The following is a 20,087-nucleotide window of genomic DNA, read 5'->3' as shown; positions in this document are numbered from 1 at the left end:
TTCGTCCTTAACGGTTGATCGGTGTCAGGCGCAGCAAGTGTATCCGGCGGCTGTCCGCATTGAGTATGCGGAAGCGGTAGCCGCCGATCTCGGTGGTTTCGTTACGTTTGGGCAAATGGCCGAACGCACTCATCACCAGGCCGCCGACCGTGTCGAACTCGTCATCGGAGAATTCGCTGTCGAAGAACTCGTTGAAGTTCTCGATCGGGGTCAGTGCCTTGACCAGGAAGTCGCCGCTGGGCAGCGGCTTGATGTAGCTGTCTTCCTCAACGTCATGCTCGTCCTCGATATCGCCGACGATCTGCTCGAGCACGTCCTCGATGGTCACCAGCCCTGCCACGCCGCCGTATTCGTCGATGACGATGGCCATGTGGTTGTGGTTGGCGCGGAACTCGCGCAGCAGCACGTTCAGGCGCTTGGACTCGGGCACGAAGGTGGCCGGGCGCAGCAGGTCCTTGATGTTGAAGCTGTCGCCATTCTCCTTGAGGATCAGCGGCAGCAGGTCCTTGGCGAGCAGAATGCCGAGCACATCGTCGTGGCTCTCGCCGATCACCGGGTAGCGCGAGTGCGCGGCATCGATCACTGCCGGCAGGAACTCGCGGGGCGACTGGTTGGCCTTGATGCTGATCATCTGCGAACGCGGCACCATGATGTCGCGTACCTGCAGGTCGGCGACCTGGATGGCGCCTTCGACGATGGTCAGCGCTTCGCTGTCGAGCAGTTTGTTCTGATGGGCTTCGCGCAGCAGCTCAAGGAGCTCCTGGCGGTTTTTCGGCTCATGGGCAAAAGCCTGGGTCAGCTTACCCAACCAGGACTTCTGCCCGTTGCTCGATCGGTCTTCGCTCATGGCGGTTACTCGTGATCCTTGCAGTATCAGTGTGTGATTGTTTCGGTTTCGTCGTCGGCGTAAGGGTCCGGGTGACCCAGTTCCGCCAGCAATTGCCGTTCCAGCGCCTCCATTTCCTCGGCCTCATCGTCTTCGATGTGGTCGTAGCCAAGCAGGTGCAGGCAGCCGTGGATGACCAGGTGCGCCCAGTGCGCCTCCAGGGACTTGCCCTGTTCGGCGGCCTCGCGCTCGACCACCGGCACGCAGATCACCAGGTCGCCCAGCAACGGGATGTCGAGCAGCTCGTCGGGGACGTCGGCGGGGAAGGACAGCACGTTGGTGGCGTAGTCCTTGTGCCGGTAGGTGTGGTTCAGCTCGCGGCCTTCGGCGGCGTCGACCAGGCGGATGGTCATTTCCGAGTCGGCGCTGCGCTGGCGCAGGGCAAGTTCGCACCAGCGGCGGAAGGCGGCGTCATCGGGGGCAGCGGCGTCCGTGGCCCGTTGCAGGTCGAGTTCAAGCATCTTTGCCGGGTGCCTCGGGCCTGGACTGACGGGCTTCGAAGCGGTCGTAGGCTTCGACGATACGCTGCACCAACGGGTGGCGTACCACGTCCTTGGGCTGGAAATGGGTGAAGCTGATGCCTGGCACGTCCTTGAGCACCTCGATCACATGGGCCAGGCCCGACTTGGTGCCGCGGGGCAGGTCGACCTGGGTGATGTCACCGGTGATCACCGCGGTCGAGCCGAAGCCGATGCGGGTGAGGAACATCTTCATCTGTTCGAGCGTGGTGTTCTGGCTCTCGTCGAGGATGATGAAGCTGTTGTTCAGGGTGCGGCCGCGCATGTAGGCCAGCGGCGCGATCTCGATCACCTGGCGCTCGATCAGCTTGGCCACGTGCTCGAAGCCAAGCATCTCGTAGAGCGCGTCGTAGAGCGGGCGCAGGTACGGGTCGATCTTCTGGGCCAGGTCGCCGGGCAGGAAGCCGAGCTTTTCGCCGGCCTCGACCGCCGGGCGCACCAGCAGGATGCGGCGCACCTGTTCACGCTCCAGCGCATCGACCGCGCAGGCCACGGCCAGGTACGTCTTGCCGGTACCGGCCGGGCCGATGCCGAAGTTGATGTCGTTGGCCAGGATTTCCTTGACGTAGCGCTGCTGGTTGACGCCGCGCGGGCGGATATTGCCCTTGCGCGTGCGCAGCGAGACGCTGACTTCGTTGACGGCCGGATTCTCGATGTTCTCGATCGTCGACTCCTGGAGATAGAGGTGCACCGTTTCCGGTGACAGCTCGTTCGCCTTGGCTTCGCGATAGAGGCGGCGCAGCAGTTGCTCGGCGGCGGAGGTGGTCTTGGGCTCGCCGATCAGTTCGAACTGATTGCCGCGGTTGCGGATCTCGATGGCCAGGCGTTGTTCGATCAGGCGCAGGTGCTCGTCGAACTGGCCGCACAGGTTGGCGAAGCGATGGGCCTCGAAGGGCTCGAGGATAAAGCGATGGGGTTGTATGGGTGCGTTCAAGGTCGTTTTTAGCCGCTCGACGGCAATGAGTGTGAACTCAAGAATAACCCTTGAGTGGCAGTGGCGAAAGCACTGAAACGATCAAGGGTCGCTGGGAAGCGTCCGATCCGTGCGTCAAAGCATGGCAGGGCAAGTTGACGAATCGATGATGCCGGGGCCAGCGCCGGGCCGGGCAACGGTTCAGGGAAGAGGAGAGAAAGGTGTGCGCCCTTCGGCGTTCTGCAGTTCCAGCAGGTATTTGCGGAAGATCTGGCCGAGTACCTGGGTAGCGTGCTCGAGCTCGTCGCGGGGCATCTGCTCGGTGACTTCGTCGGCCATGTCCAGGGCGTCTTCGGCACCGTTGACCGCGGCGATCTTGAGCAGGATGTAGGCTTGCACGTTGTTGGCCTTGACCCCTTCACCGTGGAAGAACATCGAGCCGAGACGGTATTGTGCCTGCGCCTGGCCTTGCAGCGAGGCTTTCTCGAACCACTTGAGCGCGTTGTCGAGTTGGCGCGGCGTGCCGCTGTAGTAGAACTCGCCCAGCTCGTACTGCGCTTCGGCATCCCCTGACTGCGCGGTCTGCTCGCAGGCCTTCAGGGCATTGGGCAGGTCTTCGGGCGCGGTATCGAGGGCGCAGCGGCCCGTCGCTGGAATCAGCAACGAATTACCGCCCTCCGCCAAGGCCAGCAGGGGCTGAAGAAGCAACAGGCAGCCCAGGGTAAGGGCGCGGCCGGTGCGGTTCATGGGGATCGACTTACCTCTGCAAAGCTACGGCCAATGTCTCTGGTGGCACATTATGGGATAAGCAGCGCCTACCTTACAAAGATTTACGCGAATTTCTACAGCCGGATTGGACGTGGCGGGCTGTGATGGGGTTCACAGGCTTGCTTGGTCCGGCCTGATCGTGGGGCAAGCCCGCGATCAGGCCGAGACAGGAACACCCTTACTTCAGCTTGGCAAACGCCCGCTCGGCCGCATCCAGGGTGATCTGCAGTTCCTTGTCGCCATGGGCGATGGAGGTGAAACCCGCTTCGAAGGCGCTTGGCGCCAGGTACACGCCGCCTTCGAGCATCAGGTGGAAGAAACGCTTGAAGCGTTCGGCATCGCTGGCCATCACGTCGTCGAAAGTGACGATATCGTCGGCGCCGCTGAAGTACAGGCCGAACATGGCGCCCGCCTGAGTGGTGACGAACGGGATACCCGCGGCATCGGCACGCTGTTGCAGGCCATCGAGCATGCGGCTGGTGAAGGCACTCAGCTCGTCATGGAAGCCCGGGCGGCTGATCAGCTTCAGGGTGGTCAGGCCGGCGGCCATGGCCAGCGGATTGCCCGACAGGGTGCCGGCCTGGTAGACCGGGCCCAGCGGGGCGATGCAGCCCATGATTTCGCGCTTCCCGCCGAAGCAGCCGACCGGCATGCCACCGCCGACGATCTTGCCGAAGGTCGACAGGTCGGGGGTGATGCCGTAGTGGCCCTGGGCACCGCCGAGAGAAACGCGGAAGCCGGTCATCACCTCGTCGAAGATCAGTACCACGCCGTGCTGGTCGCACAATGCGCGCAGGCCTTCGAGGAAGCCCGGCGCCGGCGGCACGCAGTTCATGTTGCCGGCCACTGGCTCGACGATGATGCAGGCCACGCTCTGGCCGACGTCGGCCAGGGTCTTCTCGACGGCGGCGATGTCGTTGAACGGCAGGGTCAGGGTGTGCTTGGCGAAGTCTGCCGGCACACCGGCCGAGCTTGGCACGCCCTGGGTCAGCAGGCCGGAGCCGGCCTTGACCAGCAGGCTGTCGGAGTGACCGTGGTAGCAGCCTTCGAACTTGATGATGGCGTCACGGCCGGTGTAGCCACGGGCCAGGCGGATGGCGCTCATGGTTGCTTCGGTGCCGGAGCTGACCATGCGCACCATTTCCATCGACGGCACGAGCGAGCACACCAGGTCGGCCATCTGGGTTTCCATGGCAGTCGGCGCGCCATAGGACAAGCCGTGCTCCAACTGCTTGCGTACCGAATCCAGGACCTCTGGGTGGGCGTGGCCGAGGATCATCGGGCCCCAGGAACCGACATAGTCGACGTAGCGCTTATCGTCTTCATCGATGACGTAGGCGCCTTGGGCGTGCTTGAAGAACAGCGGAGTGCCACCGACGCTCTTGAAGGCGCGAACCGGCGAGTTGACGCCACCGGGGATGTGTTTCTGGGCTTGGGCGAACAGGGCTTCGGAACGGGACATGGGATCTTCTCTCGAAATCAGCAAGCGAACAGGGCGTTGAAGGCGCGGGCGCGGCGGGTGACTTCCTGCGCGCTGTCGGCACCGAACAGGCCGTGGATAACCGCCAGCAAGTCGGCGCCATGGGCAACCAGCGGGGCGGCGTTGTCGAGGGTGATGCCGCCGATCACCGCGATCGGCAGCTTGACCTGGGCGCGGGCCTGCTCCAGCAGTTCGACGCTGGCGGCGGGCGCGCCCGGTTTGGTGACGGAATTGAAGAAGCGGCCGAAGGCGACATAGCTGGCGCCTTCGCTGGCGGCCTGCCGCGCGAGGTCCAGGCTGGCGTGGCAGGTCGAACCGATGATCGCCTTGCGGCCGAGCAAGGCGCGGGCCGGTGTGAGCGGGCCATCGGTCTGGCCGAGGTGCACGCCAACGCCCAGGCGGGCCGCCAGTTCGGCGTCGTCGTTGATTATCAGCTCGGTGCCGTAACGCTCACACAGCGTCTTCAACGCTTCGGCCTCGCGCAGTCTGTGGGCGGTATCGTCGCTCTTGTCGCGGTATTGCAACAGGCGAACGCCACCTTCCAGCGCCGCTTCAACGTGGGAGAGGAAACGGCCGGCCAGCAGCTGGCTGTCGGTGATCGCGTACAGACCGCAGAGCTTCATCGGATGGCCTCGTGTCAGGAACAGAAATCCAGGGGCAGGCGGCGCGGTACGTACTGGCCCTTGCCCAGCTGTTCTGCGTCGCGCAGGGTGCGCCAGGTGTAGTCCAGGGCGCTGCGCACGGCGCTGGTCAATGCTTCGCCCAGAGCCAGGCGGCCGGCAAGGGCGCTGGCCAGGGTGCAGCCCGAGCCGTGGTAGCTCCCCGGCAGGCGTTGGCAGGTCCAGGTGTGCTGCTGACCGTCGCGGCTATACAGGCGGTTGTGGATTTCCACCTCGTCGCCGTGACCGCCGGTAATCAACAGGTGTCTACAGAACGGCAGCAGTTTCTCGGCGCACTCGTCCGCGGTGCCTTCGGGCAGTTCCGCCAGAATGCGTGCTTCCGGCAGGTTCGGCGTGGCGATGGTGGCCAGCGGCAGCAGGCGTTCGCGCAACGCGTAGCCGACTTCGTCCTTGCCCAGGCGACCACCGCCACCGGCGCGCAGAACGGGGTCGCAGACCAGAGGCAGGTGCGGGTGGGCGGACAGCAGTTCGGCGACGGTGTCGACCATCTCGATCGAGCCGAGCATGCCCAGCTTCACCGCGGCTACCGGGGAGTCGGCCAGCACGGCATTGGCCTGGGCCAGCACCCACTCGCGGTCAAGCACGCGGAAGTCGGAAACGTTGACGGTATCCTGCACGGTCAGGGCGGTCACGGCGGGTGCGGCGTGACAACCCTGGGCGATCAGGGCTTCGATATCTGCCTGCAGCCCGGCGCCACCACTGGGGTCGTGGCCGGAGAGACAGAGGACAACGGGGCGGGAGCTGTAGGTATTCATGGTCGGCGAGCTTATCACCAAACCTTTTTGTGCGGTTCGGTCGCGGCGAGAGAATTGCTGATCAAGTGGTCAGTTTGGTCTTGTTGGATATTCTGAAACGTGCGTTCTAGAGCCTCTGCATTGAAATTCTCAGTAGCTGCTGAGCAGTGCTGGAGGCTATGCTAGAGTGCTCGGATAACTCGATGAACGGGTTCTGCCGGATCATGTCGTCTCAAAGGGAAGGGAGGCAACCGCGACGCGACCGGACAGGCCATGCTGGGGCTGTATGCGCTATTTGCTGATTGTGCTTCTGGGCTGCTTGCCCCTGCTTGCCGGAGCGGTCGAATTCGACGACTCCACCGGGCGCTTGCCGCTGGGCCGCTACATGCAGGTCTATGAAGACCACGATGGCAGCGCCAGCATCGCTCAGGTCAGTACCGCCGCATTCGCCGGACGCTTCCATGCCCATCACGACGAGGTGCTCAACGCCGGCTATTCGACCTCCGTTTTCTGGCTCCGTGTCGATCTTGCCTATTCAGCCACGCCTTCGCCAGCACCACGCCAATGGTTGCTGGAGCTTGCCTACCCGCCGCTGGATCATCTGGAACTCTATCTGCCGGACGCGCAAGGCACCTATCGCCTGGCCCAGCGCACGGGTGATGCCTTGTCCTATGCCAGCCGGCAGATCCGCCAGAACAACTATCTGTTCGAGCTGCCGCTGCACCCCGGCCAGGCGACGACCGTCTACCTGCGCCTGCACAGCCAGGGTTCGATCCAGGCGCCGCTGACATTGTGGTCGGCCCAGGCTTATCTGGAAGACCAGCCCACGCGTCTTTACGTGCTGGGCATGATCTACGGCGTGCTGCTGGTAATGCTGGTTTACAACTTGTTCCTGTACCTCAGCGTGCGTGATGCCAGCTACCTGTACTACATCCTCTACATCGCCTCGTTCGGCCTGTACCAGGTCTCGGTCAACGGTGCCGGCATCGCCTACTTCTGGCCGGACAACCCCTGGTGGGCAAATGCCGCCACGCCATTGTTCATCGGCGCCGCCGGGTTGTTCGGCTGCCAGTTCGCCCGCCATTTCCTGCAACTGGGCAACCTCAGCCGTGGCCTCGACCGCCTGCTGAAGGGGTTGATGGCAGGTGGTGCGCTGGTGATGGTGCTGGCGGTGACCCTGCGTTACGGCGTGGCGCTGCGCATGGCCACGCTGCTGGCACTGTTGTTCACCGTGAGCATCTTCAGTGCGGGGTTGTATGCCTGGTGGCGTGGCTTGCGCGTTGCGCGCTGGTTCATCATCGCCTGGACGGCCTTCCTCGTCGGCGGGCTGGTCAACACCTTGATGGTGCTTGGGTACCTGCCCAACCTGTTCATCACCATGTACGCCAGCCAGCTTGGCGCGGCGCTGGAGGTGGCGCTGTTGTCGCTGGCCCTGGCCGACCGCATCAACAGCTTGCGCGAGCAGCAGGCGCAGACCCTGCGTGACACCGGACGCACCCTGGAGCAACTGAACCTGCAACTGGCCCGCAGCAACCGGCTCAAGGACGAGTTTCTCGCCACCGTGACCCACGAGTTGCGCACGCCGATGAACGGCGTGATCGGTTCGCTGGAACTGCTGCACACCCTGCCCATGAGCGCCGAGCAGGCCCAGTACCATCGCACCGCCACCGGCTCGGCCCAGGACATGATGGCGATGGTCGACGATATCCTCATCCTTACCGAACTACAGGCCGGGCGCCTGTGCAACCATGGCATGGCGTTCAGCCTGCGACGGCTGCTCCAGGAACTGCGGGCCGGTTATGCCAGCCAGGCGCTGGCCAAGGGCCTGTACCTGAGCCTGGACATCCCCGCCGACCTGCCCGACAGCCTGGTCGGCGATGCGCAAAAGCTCGCCCGCTGCCTGGCTTGCCTGGTGGACAACGGGCTGAAGTTCACCCACCAGGGCGGCGTTACCGTGCAGGCCCGTGGCCGGCGTACCGGACCTGACAGCCTGGTCCTGAGCCTCACGGTCAGCGACAGTGGCATCGGTTTCGACGACTTGGACCAGGCGGTGCTATACCAGCGCTTCTTCCAGGTGGACGGTTCGATGACCCGGCGCTATGGCGGATTGGGGATTGGCCTGTCCATCTGCCGCCAGTTGAGCGAGTTGATCGGGGCCACGTTGTCCCATGAGTCCACCCAGGGGCTGGGCAGTCGATTCGAGCTGACGCTGCATCTGACGGTGGCACAGGTGCAGGCTCCACCGGCGCGTGCCGCCTCGAGCCTGGACCGCTTCTGAACAGAGGTGCCCCCGATGTAGTCCGTTTTGTCACTTTGACTGACCGGCCCGCAGTGCTTCACTGGGTTATCCAGCCATGAGCGGATCCAGGAGGCCCCGATGAACCTGCACCAGTTCGCTGAAACCCACGAAGTCACCAACCAGCCGCCGTCCCTCGACGGTGCCAACCTCTACCGCCTCGACCAGCCCTTGCAGGAGTGGTCGCGGCATTTCGGCGCCGGCTGGGCCGAGTCGCGGATCGATGCCTACGGTGCCCTGGCCGGTGGGCCGCTGATGACGGCGGGTTTCCTGGCCAATGCCCACAAGCCCGAGTTCAGCAGCCATGACCGCTATGGCCATCGCATCGACCTGGTGGAGTTCCACCCCGCGTATCACCAGTTGATGCGTACCGCCGTCGAGCACGGCTTGCCCTCGCTGCCGTGGGCGGAGCCACGAGACGGTGCCCACGTGGCCCGGGCCGCGATGACCTACCTGCACAGCCAGGCCGAAGCCGGTACCGGCTGCCCGCTGACCATGACCTTCGCCGCCGTGCCGGCCCTGCGGCTGCAGCCTGAGCTGGCCGGCTACTGGCTGCCGAAGGTCCTTGCCCGCGAGTACGACCCGCGCAACGTCGGCGACCGGCATAAGGCTGGTGTCACCCTCGGCATGGCCATGACTGAAAAACAGGGCGGTACCGACGTGCGCGCCAACACCACCCGCGCTTACCCAGTCGGCGCGCCCGGTGCAGGCCAGCCCTATGAACTGGTGGGGCACAAATGGTTCTGCTCGGCACCCATGTGCGATGCCTTCCTTACCCTGGCGCAGACCGACAAGGGCCTGAGCTGCTTCCTGTTGCCTCGGCACCGCCCTGACGACAACCGCAACCAGTTCTATATCCAGCGTCTGAAAAACAAACTGGGCAACTGTTCCAACGCCTCCAGCGAAGTAGAGTTCCGTGGCGCTCTGGCGTGGATGGTGGGCGAGGAGGGGCGCGGCGTGCCGACCATCATCGAAATGGTGGCCATGACCCGCTTCGACTGCATGGTCGGCTCCAGCGCATTGATGCGCCAGGCCCTGACCCAGGCCGCGCATCACTGTGCCCACCGCAAGGTCGGTGGGCGCGTGCTGGCCGAGCAGCCCTTGATGCAGAACGTGCTTGCCGACCTGGCCCTGGAAAGCGAGGCCGCATTGGCCCTGAGCCTGCGCATGGGCCAGGCGCTTGATCGGCTCGACGACCCGCAGCAGGCACATTTCGCCCGCCTGGTGACGGCCGTGGGCAAGTACTGGATCTGCAAGCGCGCCCCCGGGATGATCAACGAGGCCGCCGAGTGCCTGGGCGGCGCCGGCTACGTCGAGGACAGCATCCTGCCGCGGCTGTACCGCGAGGCGCCGGTCAACTCGACCTGGGAGGGCTCGGGCAATGTGCAGTGCCTGGACGTGCTGCGCGCCTTGTCGAAGGAGCCGGGTGTGCTGGAGGCGCTGTTTACCGAGCTGGGGGACGGGCATGGCGACCCGCGTCTGGCGGCGTTCATCGGCAACCTCAAGGGCGCCTTCGCCGATACCGGCGATATTCAGTACCGTGCCCGGCAGCTGACCGAGGACATCGCCGTGGCGCTGCAGGCCAAGCTGTTGCTGGAGGCGGGCAATGCCACGGTGAGTGATGCGTTCATCGGCAGTCGGCTGGGCGCTGGCGGGCGGGTGTATGGTGCGTTGCCGCGCGGGGTGGATGCTGCGGCGTTGGTGGCCAGGGCCACGCCGGCGTGGGCCGGGTAACGCCATCGCGGGGGTGTTTTTACCCTGCAACGCAGGCAAGATGGTGGTCATGCATTCCATAAGACAGGAAGCCCAGCGTGAGCCAAGCGTTTGTAGTCGTTGATACCCCCGAACAGGCCGTCGACCGTCTGGCGGCCTTGCATGAACAGGCCACCGGTGCCCTGAGCCAGGCCCTCAAGCGCTACCTGAAAGACCGCACCGAGCCCGGTGATGAAGAACGCGCGCTGTTTCGCTACCCGGCCCTGCGCCTCATCTATTCCAGCCAGGGTGAAGTCGCCGCGACCACGCGTGCCTACGCCAAGGTCCAGGTGGATGGCACTTACAGCGTCACTGTCACCCAACCTGCGGCGTTCCGTGGTTATCTGCTCGAACAGCTGCGCCCGTTGATGCACGACTACACCGTGACGGTGGAAGTCGGTGTCAGCGAACAGAACATTCCTTACCCTTACGTGGTTGACCAGGGCGATGAGCTGGCGGGCAGCGGCATCACCGCGGCGCAACTGGCGCGGGTGTTCCCCAGCACCGACCTGTCGGCGGCCACCGACAACACCGCCGATGGCCTGTACGACTGGGAAAGCGCCGAAACCCTGCCGCTGGCGCTGTTCGACGCCGCCCGCGTGGACTTCTCCCTGCGCCGCCTGGTGCACTACACCGGCAGCGACTGGCGGCACATGCAGCCATGGATCCTGCTGACCAACTACCACCGCTATGTCGATCAGTTCATCGCCCATGGCCTTGAGCAACTGCGCGAGGACCCACGCTTCGTGCGCATGGTCCTGCCGGGCAACGTGGTCATCGAGAAGGGCATGGACAACGGCGAGGCCCAGGCCCTGGTCGCCAGCGTGGTCTGGCACCGCTACCAGATGCCGGCCTACCACCTGATCGCCGCCGACGGCGATGGCGTGACCCTGGTCAACATCGGCGTCGGCCCGTCCAACGCCAAGAACATCACCGACCACCTGGCGGTGCTGCGTCCGCACTGCTGGCTGATGATCGGCCACTGCGGCGGCCTGCGCCAGTCGCAGACTATCGGCGACTACGTGCTGGCGCATGCCTACATGCGCCGCGACGGCATCCTCGACCGGGTCGTGCCGCCGAACATCCCGATCCCGGCCCTGGCCGAGGTGCAGCTGGCGTTGCAGGAAGCGGCCGCGCAGGTCACCGGCGAACGTGGCGAGCAGCTCAAGAAGCGCCTGCGCACCGGCACCGTGCTCACCTACGACGACCGCAACTGGGAGCTGCGCTGGGCACAGGAGCGCCCGTTGATCAACCTGTCCCGTGCCGTGGCGGTGGACATGGAAAGTGGCACCATCGCGGCCCAGGGTTACCGCCTGCGTGTCCCCTACGGCACCTTGCTGTGCGTTTCCGACAAGCCGCTGCACAGCGAGATCAAGCTGCCGGGGTCGGCCAACGCCTTCTACAACCGCGCGGTCAGCCAGCACCTGAAGATCGGTATCGCCGCCCTCGACCTGCTGCGCACCGAGCTCAACTCGCTGCACTCGCGTAAACTGCGCAGCTTCGATGAGCCGCCGTTCCGCTGAGGATTCATGCCCCTGCCACCCCGTAGCACCCCGCGCCGCCCTGCGGCGCGAACCACCGGCCCGCGTCGCCAGCCCAAGGCGCCGCCGGCCGAGCCGCGCCTGATCCTGTTCAACAAACCGTTCGATGTGCTCACCCAGTTCAGCGACGGCGAGGGGCGCGCCACGCTCAAGGATTTCATCGACATCCCCGGCATCTACCCGGCCGGGCGCCTGGACCGCGACAGCGAAGGCCTGCTGCTGCTGACTAACGACGGGCGCCTTCAGGCGCGGATCGCCGATCCTAAACACAAGCTGGCCAAGACCTACTGGGTGCAGGTGGAAGGCGAGCCGAGCGAGGAGCAATTGCAGCGTCTGCGCGAGGGCGTCGAGCTCAACGATGGACCCACGCTGCCGGCACAGGCGCGACTGCTTGAGGAGCCCGAGTTGTGGCCGCGCAATCCGCCGGTACGTTTTCGCAAGAGTGTGCCGACCGCCTGGTTGGAGTTGGTGATCCGTGAAGGGCGCAACCGCCAGGTGCGGCGGATGACGGCGGCGGTGGGGCTGCCGACCTTGCGTCTGGTGCGGGTGCGTATCGGTGACTGGACGATCGAAGGGTTGCAGCAGGGATGTTGGCGGGAAGTGGCGGCGAAGCTGTAGTCGCCGCCCCGGGTGGGGTTGTCAGACCCCTTCCAGGAACCCCACCACCACGCTCTTGATGATGAACGCCAGCACGCCAAGGCCCAGCACGAAGAACAGGATCAGCGTGCCGAAGCGGCCGGCCTTGGACTTCTTCGCCAGGTCCCAGACGATGAAGCCCATGAAGGCGATCAGTACGGTGACGAGGATGATCATCATCCATTCTTCGAATACGGCGGGATCCATCGGTTTACTCCAGGCAAGCGCAAAGCCCGATCATACGCCGGGCGTGCAGGGATTCAACGCAGGTGGGTCAATGGCAGCTCGGTGCTGGCCAGCACCTGATTGAGCACGAAGCTCGAGCGCACACTGGTCACCCCTTCGATCCGGGTCAGGCTGCCCAGCAGCAGTTTCTGGTAATGGTCCATGTCCGGCACCACCACCTTGAGCTGGTAGTCGGCGTCCATTCCGGTGACCAGGCTGCATTCGAGGACCTGGGGCAGGCTGCGGATCGCCGCCTCGAAGGTTTCGAACCGTTCGGGGGTGTGCCGGTCCATGCCGATCAGCACATAGGCCGTAAGGCTCAGGCCGAGTTTCTTGCGATCCAGCAGGGCTACCTGGCGCGAGATGTAGCCGTCGTCCTCGAGCTGCTTGACCCGGCGCGAGCAGGGGGACGGCGACAAGCCGATGCGTTCGGCCAGTTCCTGGTTGGAGATGCGCGCATCGCGCTGCAATTCGGCGAGGATGCTCAGGTCGTAGCGGTCGAGCTTGCTCATGGAAAGGGCCTTTTCTGTTCAGATTGCGGCGAATTATCGATCCTGAGTGAAAAATTGCGCAAGCGGTATTTATCAGAGCAATCTTCGCAATCCTCTGCCCCAGCGTCTGCCCTATCTTTATCACCAGAATCACTGCCCGGACATCAGTCCACGGCGACGCGCCCTAGGCGGGCGGTCGCGGCCAGCCATCCAACAGGATCCGCCAGGCCCCCGGGCTACGCACTGTCCAGAAGACGGCGCGAGGTGAGCCGGTGCCACAAGTGCCGAGCACGGACGACAATTCCCGAAGGGAGGCCGCAAGGCCTCCCTTTTTTATTGTGCAGAAGATTGCACAGGCCTGGCCTGGCGACGACCCGCCACGGCGAGCGCCGCCAGCAGCACCAGCAAGCCGCCGAACACGGCAATCATGAAGCCGCTGCGTGCTGTCGAGGCGTCCACCCATTGGCCGGCACCTGCCGCGCCGATGGCCACGCCGACATTCAGCCCGGCGAGCAGCCAGGTCAGGCCCTCGGTCAGCTGGCGCTCTGGCACGCTGCGCTCGACCAGGGCCATGGCCACGATCATGGTCGGGGCGAAGAACACCCCGGCCAGTAACACTGCCGCTGCGAGCAGGGCGATATTGCCGACCAGGAGCAGCGGCAGGGTGCTGAGGGTGGTGGCCAGTGCGCCGACCAGCAACTGGCGGGGCAGCGACATCCGCCAGCGCAGGGTGCCGAACAGCAGCCCGGAAACGCAGGAGCCCACGGCATAGGCCGACAACACCAGGCTGGCGGCAGCCGGTTGCCCTTGCTCGCCGGCGAAGGCGACGCTGACGATGTCCACGGTGCCGACGATCATGCCCATTGCCACCATCAGCAGCGTCAGCTGAGGCACCCCTGCGCATCGCCATGCCGGCAGGTCACGTCTGGACGAGGTTTCGGCACGGACCACCCATGGCTCGCTGCCGGTCTGCAGGGTCAACGCCAGGGTACCCAGCAGCAGTAACGCGGCAGCGGCCAGCAACCCGGTCTGGGGCCACAGCGCCACGCTGAGCCCGACGGCCAGCGGTGGGCCGGCAATGAAGCTGACTTCATCGAGTACGGTTTCCAGCGAGTAGGCAGTCTGCAGTTGCGGCTGGCCGCGGTACAGCTGGGGCCAGCGCGCCCGGACCATAGCCGACATGCTCGGCATGCAGCCGGCCAGCAGGGCGGCGACGAACAGCAGCCAGTCGGCGCTGCGCCACCAGGCGCAGGCAGCCATCAGCAGCAGCCCGAGCACGCTCAGCAGGCTGGCCGGCGGCAGCACGCGGCGCTGGCCCAGGCGATCCACCAGGCGTGATACCTGTGGCGACAACAGGGCATAGGTGAGCACGAAGCAGGCCGACACCGCCCCGGCCAAGGCATAGCTGCCGCGCCATTGCGCCACCAGCGTGATGATGCCGATACCGGTCATGGGCAACGGCAGGCGGGCCAGCAGGCCGGCCAAGGTGAACCCGAGGGTGCCGGTCGGGACGAACAAGTGTGCATAAGGGTTGGGCATGTCGCTTGCTCCGTGAGGCGGCCCGCTTGCTGGCAGCAAGGCAGGGCGTGGATAATACGTACAGTGCGTATGATTAAATATTCATACGAGCTGAATGTAAATATTCATACGAATTGTACGTAAAGGAGAGGCCATGGTTCGTCGCACCCGCGCCGAGATGGAAGAAACCCGCGCCGCCTTGCTGGCAATGGCCCGCCAGGTCTTCAGCGAACAAGGCTACGCACAGGCGTCCATGGATGACCTGACCGCTCGCGCCGGGCTTACCCGAGGCGCGCTCTACCACCATTTTGGCGACAAGCAGGGCCTGCTGGCGGCTGTGGTGGCACAGATCGATGGTGAGATGGATGCACGTCTGCTGGCCATCTCCGCATCCTGCGATGACCCCTGGCAAGGCTTCTGCCAGCGTTGCGAGGCCTACCTGCGCATGGCCCGCGAGCCGGAGATCCAGCGCATTGTCCTGCGTGACGCGCGCGCCGTCCTGGGTGCGGTGACCCCCGAGGCGCAGCAGCATTGCATCGCATCACTGCAGCGGATGCTCAGCGGGTTGGTCCAGCAGGGCGTGGTTGCCGAAGCGGATGCTTGGGCGTTGGCGACGCTGGTGCATGGCAGCCTGTCGGAGGCGGCGGTCTGGATTGCCCAGGCGGAGGACGGCGATATCCGTCTAGGCCAGGCTCTGATCGCCCTGGAGTTGCTGCTGCGTGGCTTGCTGGCGCGCTAGGCTGTCGGCTATTTCATCTGCCGGTCGCGGTCTGCGCAGTAGACTGCGAACGGTAAAGGCGGGCGTTATCATCGAGAGGAACAACATGAGTTCGCGCATCTGGCGGTTGGCAGGTGTTGGTTTGCTGGGCCTGGGCATCAGCCTGGGCGCCTTGGCCGAAGAGCCTGGAGAAGCGCATGACGGTCATGGCGGCCTGCAGGAGCAGGGCGGTGGCGAACGGCGTGGATCGCCGCTCAACTCACGTGACGAAGTGCGCCAGACGCAACCGCCACGTCAGGGCTACCACCAGGATATTCCCCGTCGTTACGGTGACAACCGTCACTGGGAGGCGGGCGGTCCGGGTCAGCGCCCGGGCGGCGATTGGTCGGGACGGCCTGATGGTCATGGCAATGGCTGGGGGCCAGGGCCGCAGTATCACCCCGGGCACACTGTCGATCGCTTCCCGGACCGCTACTGGAAGGTGCCTTATCGTGGACAGGACTACTTCTACTCCGGCGGTTATTGGTACCGGCCCCATGGCGGCGGCTACGTGGTTGTCACGCCGCCTTACGGTGTGCGGGTCGGCTATCTGCCGCCTTATGCCCGCGAGGTGTGGTTGAGCGGTGCGCTGTTCTTCCTGGTGGCCGACACGTACTACCAGTACCAGGCCGACAGCCGCGAGTATGTGGTGGTCAACCCGCCCAGCGTTGCGCCTGCACCGCAGCAGCAGGGCAGTGGCTATGATGTGATCGCCTACCCGATGTACGGCCAGGGGCAGGAACAGCAGGAGCAGGACCGCTACCAGTGCCACCGCTGGGCGGTGAGTCAGTCGGGGTTCGATCCGGCGACGGCGACCTATGCGCCGCCGGCCAATGTGGCGGACAACTATAGGCGGGCATTGGGGGCGTGCCTGAGTGGGCGCGGCTACAGCGTCAATTGACAAGGCAATTGCGAGCGCGGGCTACACCGGGTCGGCGTGAACCATCACATCGGCCCGCGGATAGCGCTGGCGAATGACCTGCGAGGCCTGCACGCACAGTTCATGGGCGGCATGCAGCGGCATTTCGCCAGGCAACTCGAGATGCAGCTGCACGAACCACTGGCTGCCGGACACCCGCGTGCGCAGGTCATGCACCCCCTTCACCCCGGGAATCGCCAGCACCACTTCGAGCATGCGCTCGCCGACATCGGCAGGCAGTTCCTTGTCCATCAGGATCGCCGTGCTCTCGCGGGCGATCTGCAGCGCACTCCACAGGATGTACAGGGCGATACCCAGGCCAAACAGGGCATCGAGCTGTGGCCAGCCGAAGCGGGCCAGCAGCAGCGCCAGGAGGATGCTGGCGTTGAGCAGCAGGTCGGATCGGTAGTGCAGCGAGTCGGCGCGCACGGCCGTGGAACCGGTCGCGCGGATGACTTTGCGCTGAAATGCCAGCAATGCGAGGGTCAGTACCAGCGACAGCAGCATCACCACGATGCCGGCGGCAGTGTCGCCCAAAGGCTCCGGCGACGTCAGCCGATCAACCGCCTGCACCCCGATCAGCACCGCGCTGACCCCGATGAACAGTGCTTGGGCCATGCCGGCCAGGGCTTCGGCCTTGCCATGGCCGAAACGGTGGTCGTCGTCGGCGGGGCGCAAGGCGTAGTGAACGGCCAGCAGGTTGAGAAAGGAGGCGGCGGCATCCAGCGCCGAGTCGGTCAGCCCGGCCAGCAGGCTGACCGAGCCGCTCAGCCACCAGGCCACGGCCTTGCTCAGCACCAGGATGCAGGCGACGCTCAGCGAGGCGCGGGTGGCCAGGCGCAGCAAGCGTTGGTGTTCGGCGGTGGCGGTCATGCGCAGAGGATCGTCCGTGGTCAGATCAGGCGGCGGGCACCAGGCCGTAGCTGGCCAGTTGCTCGACACTGCCACGGTGCTGGATCAGCCGTGGGTCGTTCAATGGCAGGCGCTGGCCCAGTTCGCTCTCCAGGATCGCCTGCAGCTTGGTCCTGTCGACCTGGCCGTCGGCATTGACCGCCGGCTTGAGCTTGGCTGGGTCGATCTGCGCGCTCTTGCCGCCGGGGTAGTAGATGGCGCCAGTGGCGAAGTCGATGCCGAAGGCGATCAGGCCGGGCAGCACGTAGAAGAGAATACCAATGGCGTCCATGGCCGCGACCACAGGGTCGATCTTGCCTTCGATCTGGCCGCGACGGTCAGGGTAGAACAGGGTGCCGCAGGCCGTCAGCTGGGTCAGCAGGGTGGCGATGAGGGCGCCACCGATGACGCGGGAAGGGATGCGCATGTGAATCTCCGGAAGGTAACGACGATCAAGGGCGCGGCAATCGCCGGCGCCTGAGGTTAAGACCATGATAGGGCAGCCTCGGTTCGCCGTTATACTCGGACGATTGTTCGAGGACCACCATGATTTCATTACCGATCGATGCCGTATTGTCCGACCTGCGCCAAGCCCTGGCCGAACGTGACGAAGCGGTGCTCGAGGCGCCCCCGGGCGCTGGCAAGACCACCCGCGTACCGCTGGCGCTGCTCGACGAGCACTGGCTGGCCGGGCAGACCATCCTCATGCTCGAGCCGCGGCGCCTGGCCGCCCGCGCCGCCGCCGAACGCCTGGCCAGTGAACTGGGCGAGAAGGTCGGTGAAACCGTGGGCTATCGCATCCGCCTGGACAGCAAGGTCGGCCCGAACACGCGTATCGAAGTGGTCACTGAAGGCATCCTCACCCGCCGCCTGCAAAGCGATCCTGCGCTTGAAGGCGTGGGCTTGGTGATCTTCGACGAGTTCCACGAGCGCAGCCTGGATGCCGACCTGGCCCTGGCCCTGAGCCTCAACGGCCGGGCGTTGCTGCGTGACCAGCCACCGCTGAAGGTCCTGCTGATGTCGGCAACCTTGGAGGGCGAGCGCCTGTCGCGCCTGCTCGACGATGCACCGATCATCAGCAGCCAGGGGCGCATGCACCCGGTGGATATCCGCTGGGGCCGGCCGTTCCAGCCTGGCGAATTCGTCGAGCCGCGCGTGGTCGACTGCGTGCTCCAGGCCCTGGCCGACGAATCGGGCAGTCTGTTGGTGTTCCTCCCCGGACAGGCCGAGATCCGCCGCGTGCACCAGGCTCTGCAGGAGGCTGTGGGCGAGCGTCCCGAGATCCTGCTCTGCCCGCTGCACGGTGAGCTTGAGCTGAGTGCCCAGCGCGCCGCCATCGAGCCGGCGCCCAAGGGCCAGCGCAAGGTGGTGCTGGCCACCAATATCGCGGAGACCAGCCTGACCATCGACGGTGTGCGCGTGGTGATCGACGCCGGGCTGGCGCGGGTGCCGCGCTTCGACCCCGGCAGCGGCATGACCCGCCTGGACACCCAGCGCATCTCCCGCGCCAGCGCTACCCAGCGCGCCGGGCGTGCCGGGCGCCTCGAGTCTGGCGTGTGCTATCGGCTGTGGTCCGAGGCGCAACATGACCAACTGGCGGCCCACGGCAGCGCCGAAATCCTCCAGGCCGACCTGGCCGGGCTGGCCCTGCAGTTGGCGCGCTGGGGTGTGCCGCCGGAGCAGCTTAGCTGGCTTGACCAACCGCCAGCGGCCGCCTTCGCGCAAGCTCAGGACCTGCTGGCCCGGCTCGGCGCCTTCAAGCCGGGTTGTCGCGACAACCTGAGCGCTCATGGTCAGGCCATGGCCGAGCTGCCTGCGCATCCGCGTATCGCCCACCTGCTGCTGCGCGGCCAGGATCTTGGGTTGGCCGACCTGGCGAGCGATGTCGCCGCGTTGTTGGGCGAGCGCGACATCATGCGCGGCGGCGGTGCCGACCTGCATAGCCGGTTGGCTTTGCTCAGCGGTGAAAGCCGCGCCTCCCGGGGCGGGCAGGGCGGCGTGCAGCGCGCCCGGCAACTGGCTCGTCAGTATCGTGGTCAGCTACGTGGCAAACCGCGCAGCCCGGTCGCCGACCCCGATCATCCTCGCTGGTTGGGCGCGGTGCTGGCGCTGGCCTACCCTGACCGGGTGGCGCAACAACGTCGCGACGGCGGCGCCGAGTATCGCCTGGCCAATGGCCGCGCGGCATTGTTCGCCGAAGCCGATGTGCTGATGAAAAGCCCGTGGCTGGTGATCGCCGACCTGGGCAGCCGTCAGGGGCAACGCGAGGAGCGCATCTACCTGGCTGCCGAGTTCGACCCGTCGCTGTTCGACGGAGTGTTGGCCGAGCAGGTGGAGCAGCTCGACCTGCTCGACTGGGACGAACGCGAGCAGGTGTTGCGCGCCGAGCGCCAGCGCAAGGTCGGCGAGCTGGTGCTCAGCCGTGAACCGTTGCCTGGGCTGGACGACGAGGCGCGGGCCAAGGCGTTGCTCGGCCTGGTACGGCGCAAAGGCTTGAACCTGCTGACCTGGACCCCGGAACTGCGCCAGTGGCAGGCGCGTGTCGCGCTGCTGCGCCAGCTCGACCTGGAAAAGGACAACCACAGCGAATGGCCTGACCTGGGTGACGATGCCTTGCTGGCCAGCCTGGAAGACTGGTTGCAACCCTACCTCGGCAAGGTGTCGCGGCTGAGCCATTTTTCCAACCTGGATCTGGCCTCGATCCTGCGCAACCTGCTGCCCTGGCCGCTGCCCCAGCGCCTGGACGAACTCGCACCGTCGCACCTGGCCGTGCCTTCGGGCTCAAGCATCCGCCTGGACTACAGCGAGCAACCACCGATCCTAGCCGTGCGCCTGCAGGAGCTGTTTGGCCTGGCCGACACTCCACGCATCGCCAATGGGCGGCAGCAGGTCAAGCTGCACCTGTTGTCGCCAGCACGTCGACCTGTGCAAGTGACCCAGGACCTGGCTAACTTCTGGCGCACCACCTACGCCGAGGTGAAGAAGGACCTGAAAGGGCGCTATCCCAAGCACTACTGGCCGGACGACCCGCTGGTGGCCGAGGCTACGGCGCGGGCCAAGCCGAGGAAAGCCTGAGCGCGCG

19 protein-coding genes are annotated in these 20,087 nt (G+C 65.5%); 7 read left to right on the top strand and 12 right to left on the bottom strand.

Annotation, left to right across the window (positions count from 1 at the left end):
- Positions 1–7 precede the first annotated feature (7 nt).
- The 7 genes from KHO27_RS18970 to KHO27_RS18940 all read right to left on the bottom strand — a co-directional run bounded on the left by KHO27_RS18970 (position 8) and on the right by KHO27_RS18940 (position 6,000).
- The gene (locus KHO27_RS18970; protein ID WP_023630352.1) at positions 8–847 is read right to left on the bottom strand and encodes a CorC family transporter; all 840 of its coding nucleotides are present in this window, start codon (positions 845–847) and stop codon (positions 8–10) included.
- Positions 848–873: 26 nt separating this feature from the next.
- Positions 874–1,347, bottom strand: a complete 474-nt coding sequence (ybeY, locus tag KHO27_RS18965) for an rRNA maturation RNase YbeY (protein ID WP_023630353.1) — start codon at positions 1,345–1,347, stop codon at positions 874–876.
- Entirely contained in the window at positions 1,340–2,338 is a 999-nt protein-coding gene (locus tag KHO27_RS18960) for a PhoH family protein (RefSeq protein ID WP_110703194.1), read from the bottom strand. Before KHO27_RS18960 ends, ybeY begins: the two co-directional genes overlap by 8 nt.
- Positions 2,339–2,518: 180 nt before the next feature.
- Positions 2,519–3,064 (bottom strand): tetratricopeptide repeat protein, encoded by a 546-nt coding sequence (locus tag KHO27_RS18955; RefSeq protein WP_102684172.1) that lies wholly within the window; start codon positions 3,062–3,064, stop codon positions 2,519–2,521.
- A 199-nt stretch (positions 3,065–3,263) separates the two neighbouring features.
- Positions 3,264–4,547, bottom strand: a complete 1,284-nt coding sequence (gene hemL, locus KHO27_RS18950) for a glutamate-1-semialdehyde 2,1-aminomutase (RefSeq protein WP_110703191.1) — start codon at positions 4,545–4,547, stop codon at positions 3,264–3,266.
- 17 nt (positions 4,548–4,564) lie between these two features.
- Positions 4,565–5,188: a thiamine phosphate synthase gene (gene thiE, locus KHO27_RS18945; RefSeq protein WP_214500634.1), complete on the bottom strand. Its 624-nt coding sequence runs from the start codon at positions 5,186–5,188 to the stop codon at positions 4,565–4,567.
- Between the two features lie 14 nt (positions 5,189–5,202).
- Positions 5,203–6,000 (bottom strand): hydroxymethylpyrimidine/phosphomethylpyrimidine kinase, encoded by a 798-nt coding sequence (locus tag KHO27_RS18940; protein ID WP_102684169.1) that lies wholly within the window; start codon positions 5,998–6,000, stop codon positions 5,203–5,205.
- A gap of 265 nt (positions 6,001–6,265) precedes the next feature.
- On the opposite strand from KHO27_RS18940, the gene KHO27_RS18935 reads away from it, so the two are divergent.
- From KHO27_RS18935 to KHO27_RS18920, 4 genes are all read left to right on the top strand, one after another.
- Complete coding sequence (locus KHO27_RS18935; protein WP_214500633.1) at positions 6,266–8,257, top strand: sensor histidine kinase; 1,992 nt, start codon at positions 6,266–6,268, stop codon at positions 8,255–8,257.
- Between the two features lie 99 nt (positions 8,258–8,356).
- The gene (locus KHO27_RS18930) at positions 8,357–10,009 is read left to right on the top strand and encodes an acyl-CoA dehydrogenase family protein (RefSeq protein ID WP_110703182.1); all 1,653 of its coding nucleotides are present in this window, start codon (positions 8,357–8,359) and stop codon (positions 10,007–10,009) included.
- Positions 10,010–10,086: 77 nt separating this feature from the next.
- Positions 10,087–11,550, top strand: coding sequence for an AMP nucleosidase (gene amn / locus KHO27_RS18925; RefSeq protein WP_023632409.1), 1,464 nt, complete (start codon positions 10,087–10,089; stop codon positions 11,548–11,550).
- 6 nt (positions 11,551–11,556) lie between these two features.
- A complete protein-coding gene (locus KHO27_RS18920) occupies positions 11,557–12,186 on the top strand; it encodes a pseudouridine synthase (protein WP_111533159.1) in 630 nt (209 codons plus the stop codon).
- Between the two features lie 21 nt (positions 12,187–12,207).
- Here the strand turns inward: KHO27_RS18920 and KHO27_RS18915 are convergent, their stop codons facing one another.
- From KHO27_RS18915 to KHO27_RS18905, 3 genes are all read right to left on the bottom strand, one after another.
- Positions 12,208–12,411: a DUF2788 domain-containing protein gene (locus KHO27_RS18915; RefSeq protein WP_023631482.1), complete on the bottom strand. Its 204-nt coding sequence runs from the start codon at positions 12,409–12,411 to the stop codon at positions 12,208–12,210.
- A gap of 53 nt (positions 12,412–12,464) precedes the next feature.
- A complete protein-coding gene (locus tag KHO27_RS18910; RefSeq protein WP_011535815.1) occupies positions 12,465–12,941 on the bottom strand; it encodes an Lrp/AsnC family transcriptional regulator in 477 nt (158 codons plus the stop codon).
- Positions 12,942–13,253: 312 nt separating this feature from the next.
- Positions 13,254–14,459, bottom strand: a complete 1,206-nt coding sequence (locus tag KHO27_RS18905) for an MFS transporter (RefSeq protein WP_214500632.1) — start codon at positions 14,457–14,459, stop codon at positions 13,254–13,256.
- A gap of 133 nt (positions 14,460–14,592) precedes the next feature.
- On the opposite strand from KHO27_RS18905, the gene KHO27_RS18900 reads away from it, so the two are divergent.
- Together KHO27_RS18900 and KHO27_RS18895 are read left to right on the top strand one after the other, a co-directional pair.
- Positions 14,593–15,177 (top strand): TetR/AcrR family transcriptional regulator, encoded by a 585-nt coding sequence (locus KHO27_RS18900; protein WP_110703174.1) that lies wholly within the window; start codon positions 14,593–14,595, stop codon positions 15,175–15,177.
- A gap of 85 nt (positions 15,178–15,262) precedes the next feature.
- Positions 15,263–16,096: a DUF6515 family protein gene (locus KHO27_RS18895; RefSeq protein ID WP_214500631.1), complete on the top strand. Its 834-nt coding sequence runs from the start codon at positions 15,263–15,265 to the stop codon at positions 16,094–16,096.
- A 21-nt stretch (positions 16,097–16,117) separates the two neighbouring features.
- Here KHO27_RS18895 and KHO27_RS18890 read toward each other — a convergent pair whose 3' ends face one another.
- Together KHO27_RS18890 and pmcY are read right to left on the bottom strand one after the other, a co-directional pair.
- Positions 16,118–16,987 carry a cation diffusion facilitator family transporter gene (locus KHO27_RS18890; protein ID WP_102684165.1) on the bottom strand — a complete coding sequence of 290 codons (870 nt, stop codon included), beginning with the start codon at positions 16,985–16,987 and terminating at the stop codon, positions 16,118–16,120.
- A gap of 25 nt (positions 16,988–17,012) precedes the next feature.
- Positions 17,013–17,432 carry a periplasmic Zn2+ metallochaperone PmcY gene (gene pmcY / locus KHO27_RS18885; RefSeq protein WP_102684164.1) on the bottom strand — a complete coding sequence of 140 codons (420 nt, stop codon included), beginning with the start codon at positions 17,430–17,432 and terminating at the stop codon, positions 17,013–17,015.
- Positions 17,433–17,551: 119 nt separating this feature from the next.
- On the opposite strand from pmcY, the gene hrpB reads away from it, so the two are divergent.
- Positions 17,552–20,080, top strand: coding sequence for an ATP-dependent helicase HrpB (gene hrpB / locus KHO27_RS18880; protein ID WP_214500630.1), 2,529 nt, complete (start codon positions 17,552–17,554; stop codon positions 20,078–20,080).
- The last annotated feature ends 7 nt before the right edge of the window (positions 20,081–20,087 follow it).

The sequence above is a fragment of the Pseudomonas sp. RC3H12 genome (assembly GCF_018596375.1).
GTDB lineage: Bacteria > Pseudomonadota > Gammaproteobacteria > Pseudomonadales > Pseudomonadaceae > Aquipseudomonas.
Note: the sequence above shows the minus strand (reverse complement) of the source record. Positions and strands in the feature narration are given on the sequence as shown.

Coding starts and splice junctions, on each gene's coding strand:
- KHO27_RS18970 (WP_023630352.1), bottom strand. CDS start 847: ATGAGCGAAGACCGATCGAGCAACGGGCAGAAGTCCTGGTTGGGTAAG.
- ybeY (WP_023630353.1), bottom strand. CDS start 1,347: ATGCTTGAACTCGACCTGCAACGGGCCACGGACGCCGCTGCCCCCGAT.
- KHO27_RS18955 (WP_102684172.1), bottom strand. CDS start 3,064: ATGAACCGCACCGGCCGCGCCCTTACCCTGGGCTGCCTGTTGCTTCTT.
- hemL (WP_110703191.1), bottom strand. CDS start 4,547: ATGTCCCGTTCCGAAGCCCTGTTCGCCCAAGCCCAGAAACACATCCCC.
- thiE (WP_214500634.1), bottom strand. CDS start 5,188: ATGAAGCTCTGCGGTCTGTACGCGATCACCGACAGCCAGCTGCTGGCC.
- KHO27_RS18940 (WP_102684169.1), bottom strand. CDS start 6,000: ATGAATACCTACAGCTCCCGCCCCGTTGTCCTCTGTCTCTCCGGCCAC.
- KHO27_RS18935 (WP_214500633.1), top strand. CDS start 6,266: ATGCGCTATTTGCTGATTGTGCTTCTGGGCTGCTTGCCCCTGCTTGCC.
- KHO27_RS18930 (WP_110703182.1), top strand. CDS start 8,357: ATGAACCTGCACCAGTTCGCTGAAACCCACGAAGTCACCAACCAGCCG.
- KHO27_RS18920 (WP_111533159.1), top strand. CDS start 11,557: ATGCCCCTGCCACCCCGTAGCACCCCGCGCCGCCCTGCGGCGCGAACC.
- KHO27_RS18915 (WP_023631482.1), bottom strand. CDS start 12,411: ATGGATCCCGCCGTATTCGAAGAATGGATGATGATCATCCTCGTCACC.
- KHO27_RS18910 (WP_011535815.1), bottom strand. CDS start 12,941: ATGAGCAAGCTCGACCGCTACGACCTGAGCATCCTCGCCGAATTGCAG.
- KHO27_RS18905 (WP_214500632.1), bottom strand. CDS start 14,459: ATGCCCAACCCTTATGCACACTTGTTCGTCCCGACCGGCACCCTCGGG.
- KHO27_RS18900 (WP_110703174.1), top strand. CDS start 14,593: ATGGTTCGTCGCACCCGCGCCGAGATGGAAGAAACCCGCGCCGCCTTG.
- KHO27_RS18895 (WP_214500631.1), top strand. CDS start 15,263: ATGAGTTCGCGCATCTGGCGGTTGGCAGGTGTTGGTTTGCTGGGCCTG.
- KHO27_RS18890 (WP_102684165.1), bottom strand. CDS start 16,987: ATGACCGCCACCGCCGAACACCAACGCTTGCTGCGCCTGGCCACCCGC.
- pmcY (WP_102684164.1), bottom strand. CDS start 17,432: ATGCGCATCCCTTCCCGCGTCATCGGTGGCGCCCTCATCGCCACCCTG.
- hrpB (WP_214500630.1), top strand. CDS start 17,552: ATGATTTCATTACCGATCGATGCCGTATTGTCCGACCTGCGCCAAGCC.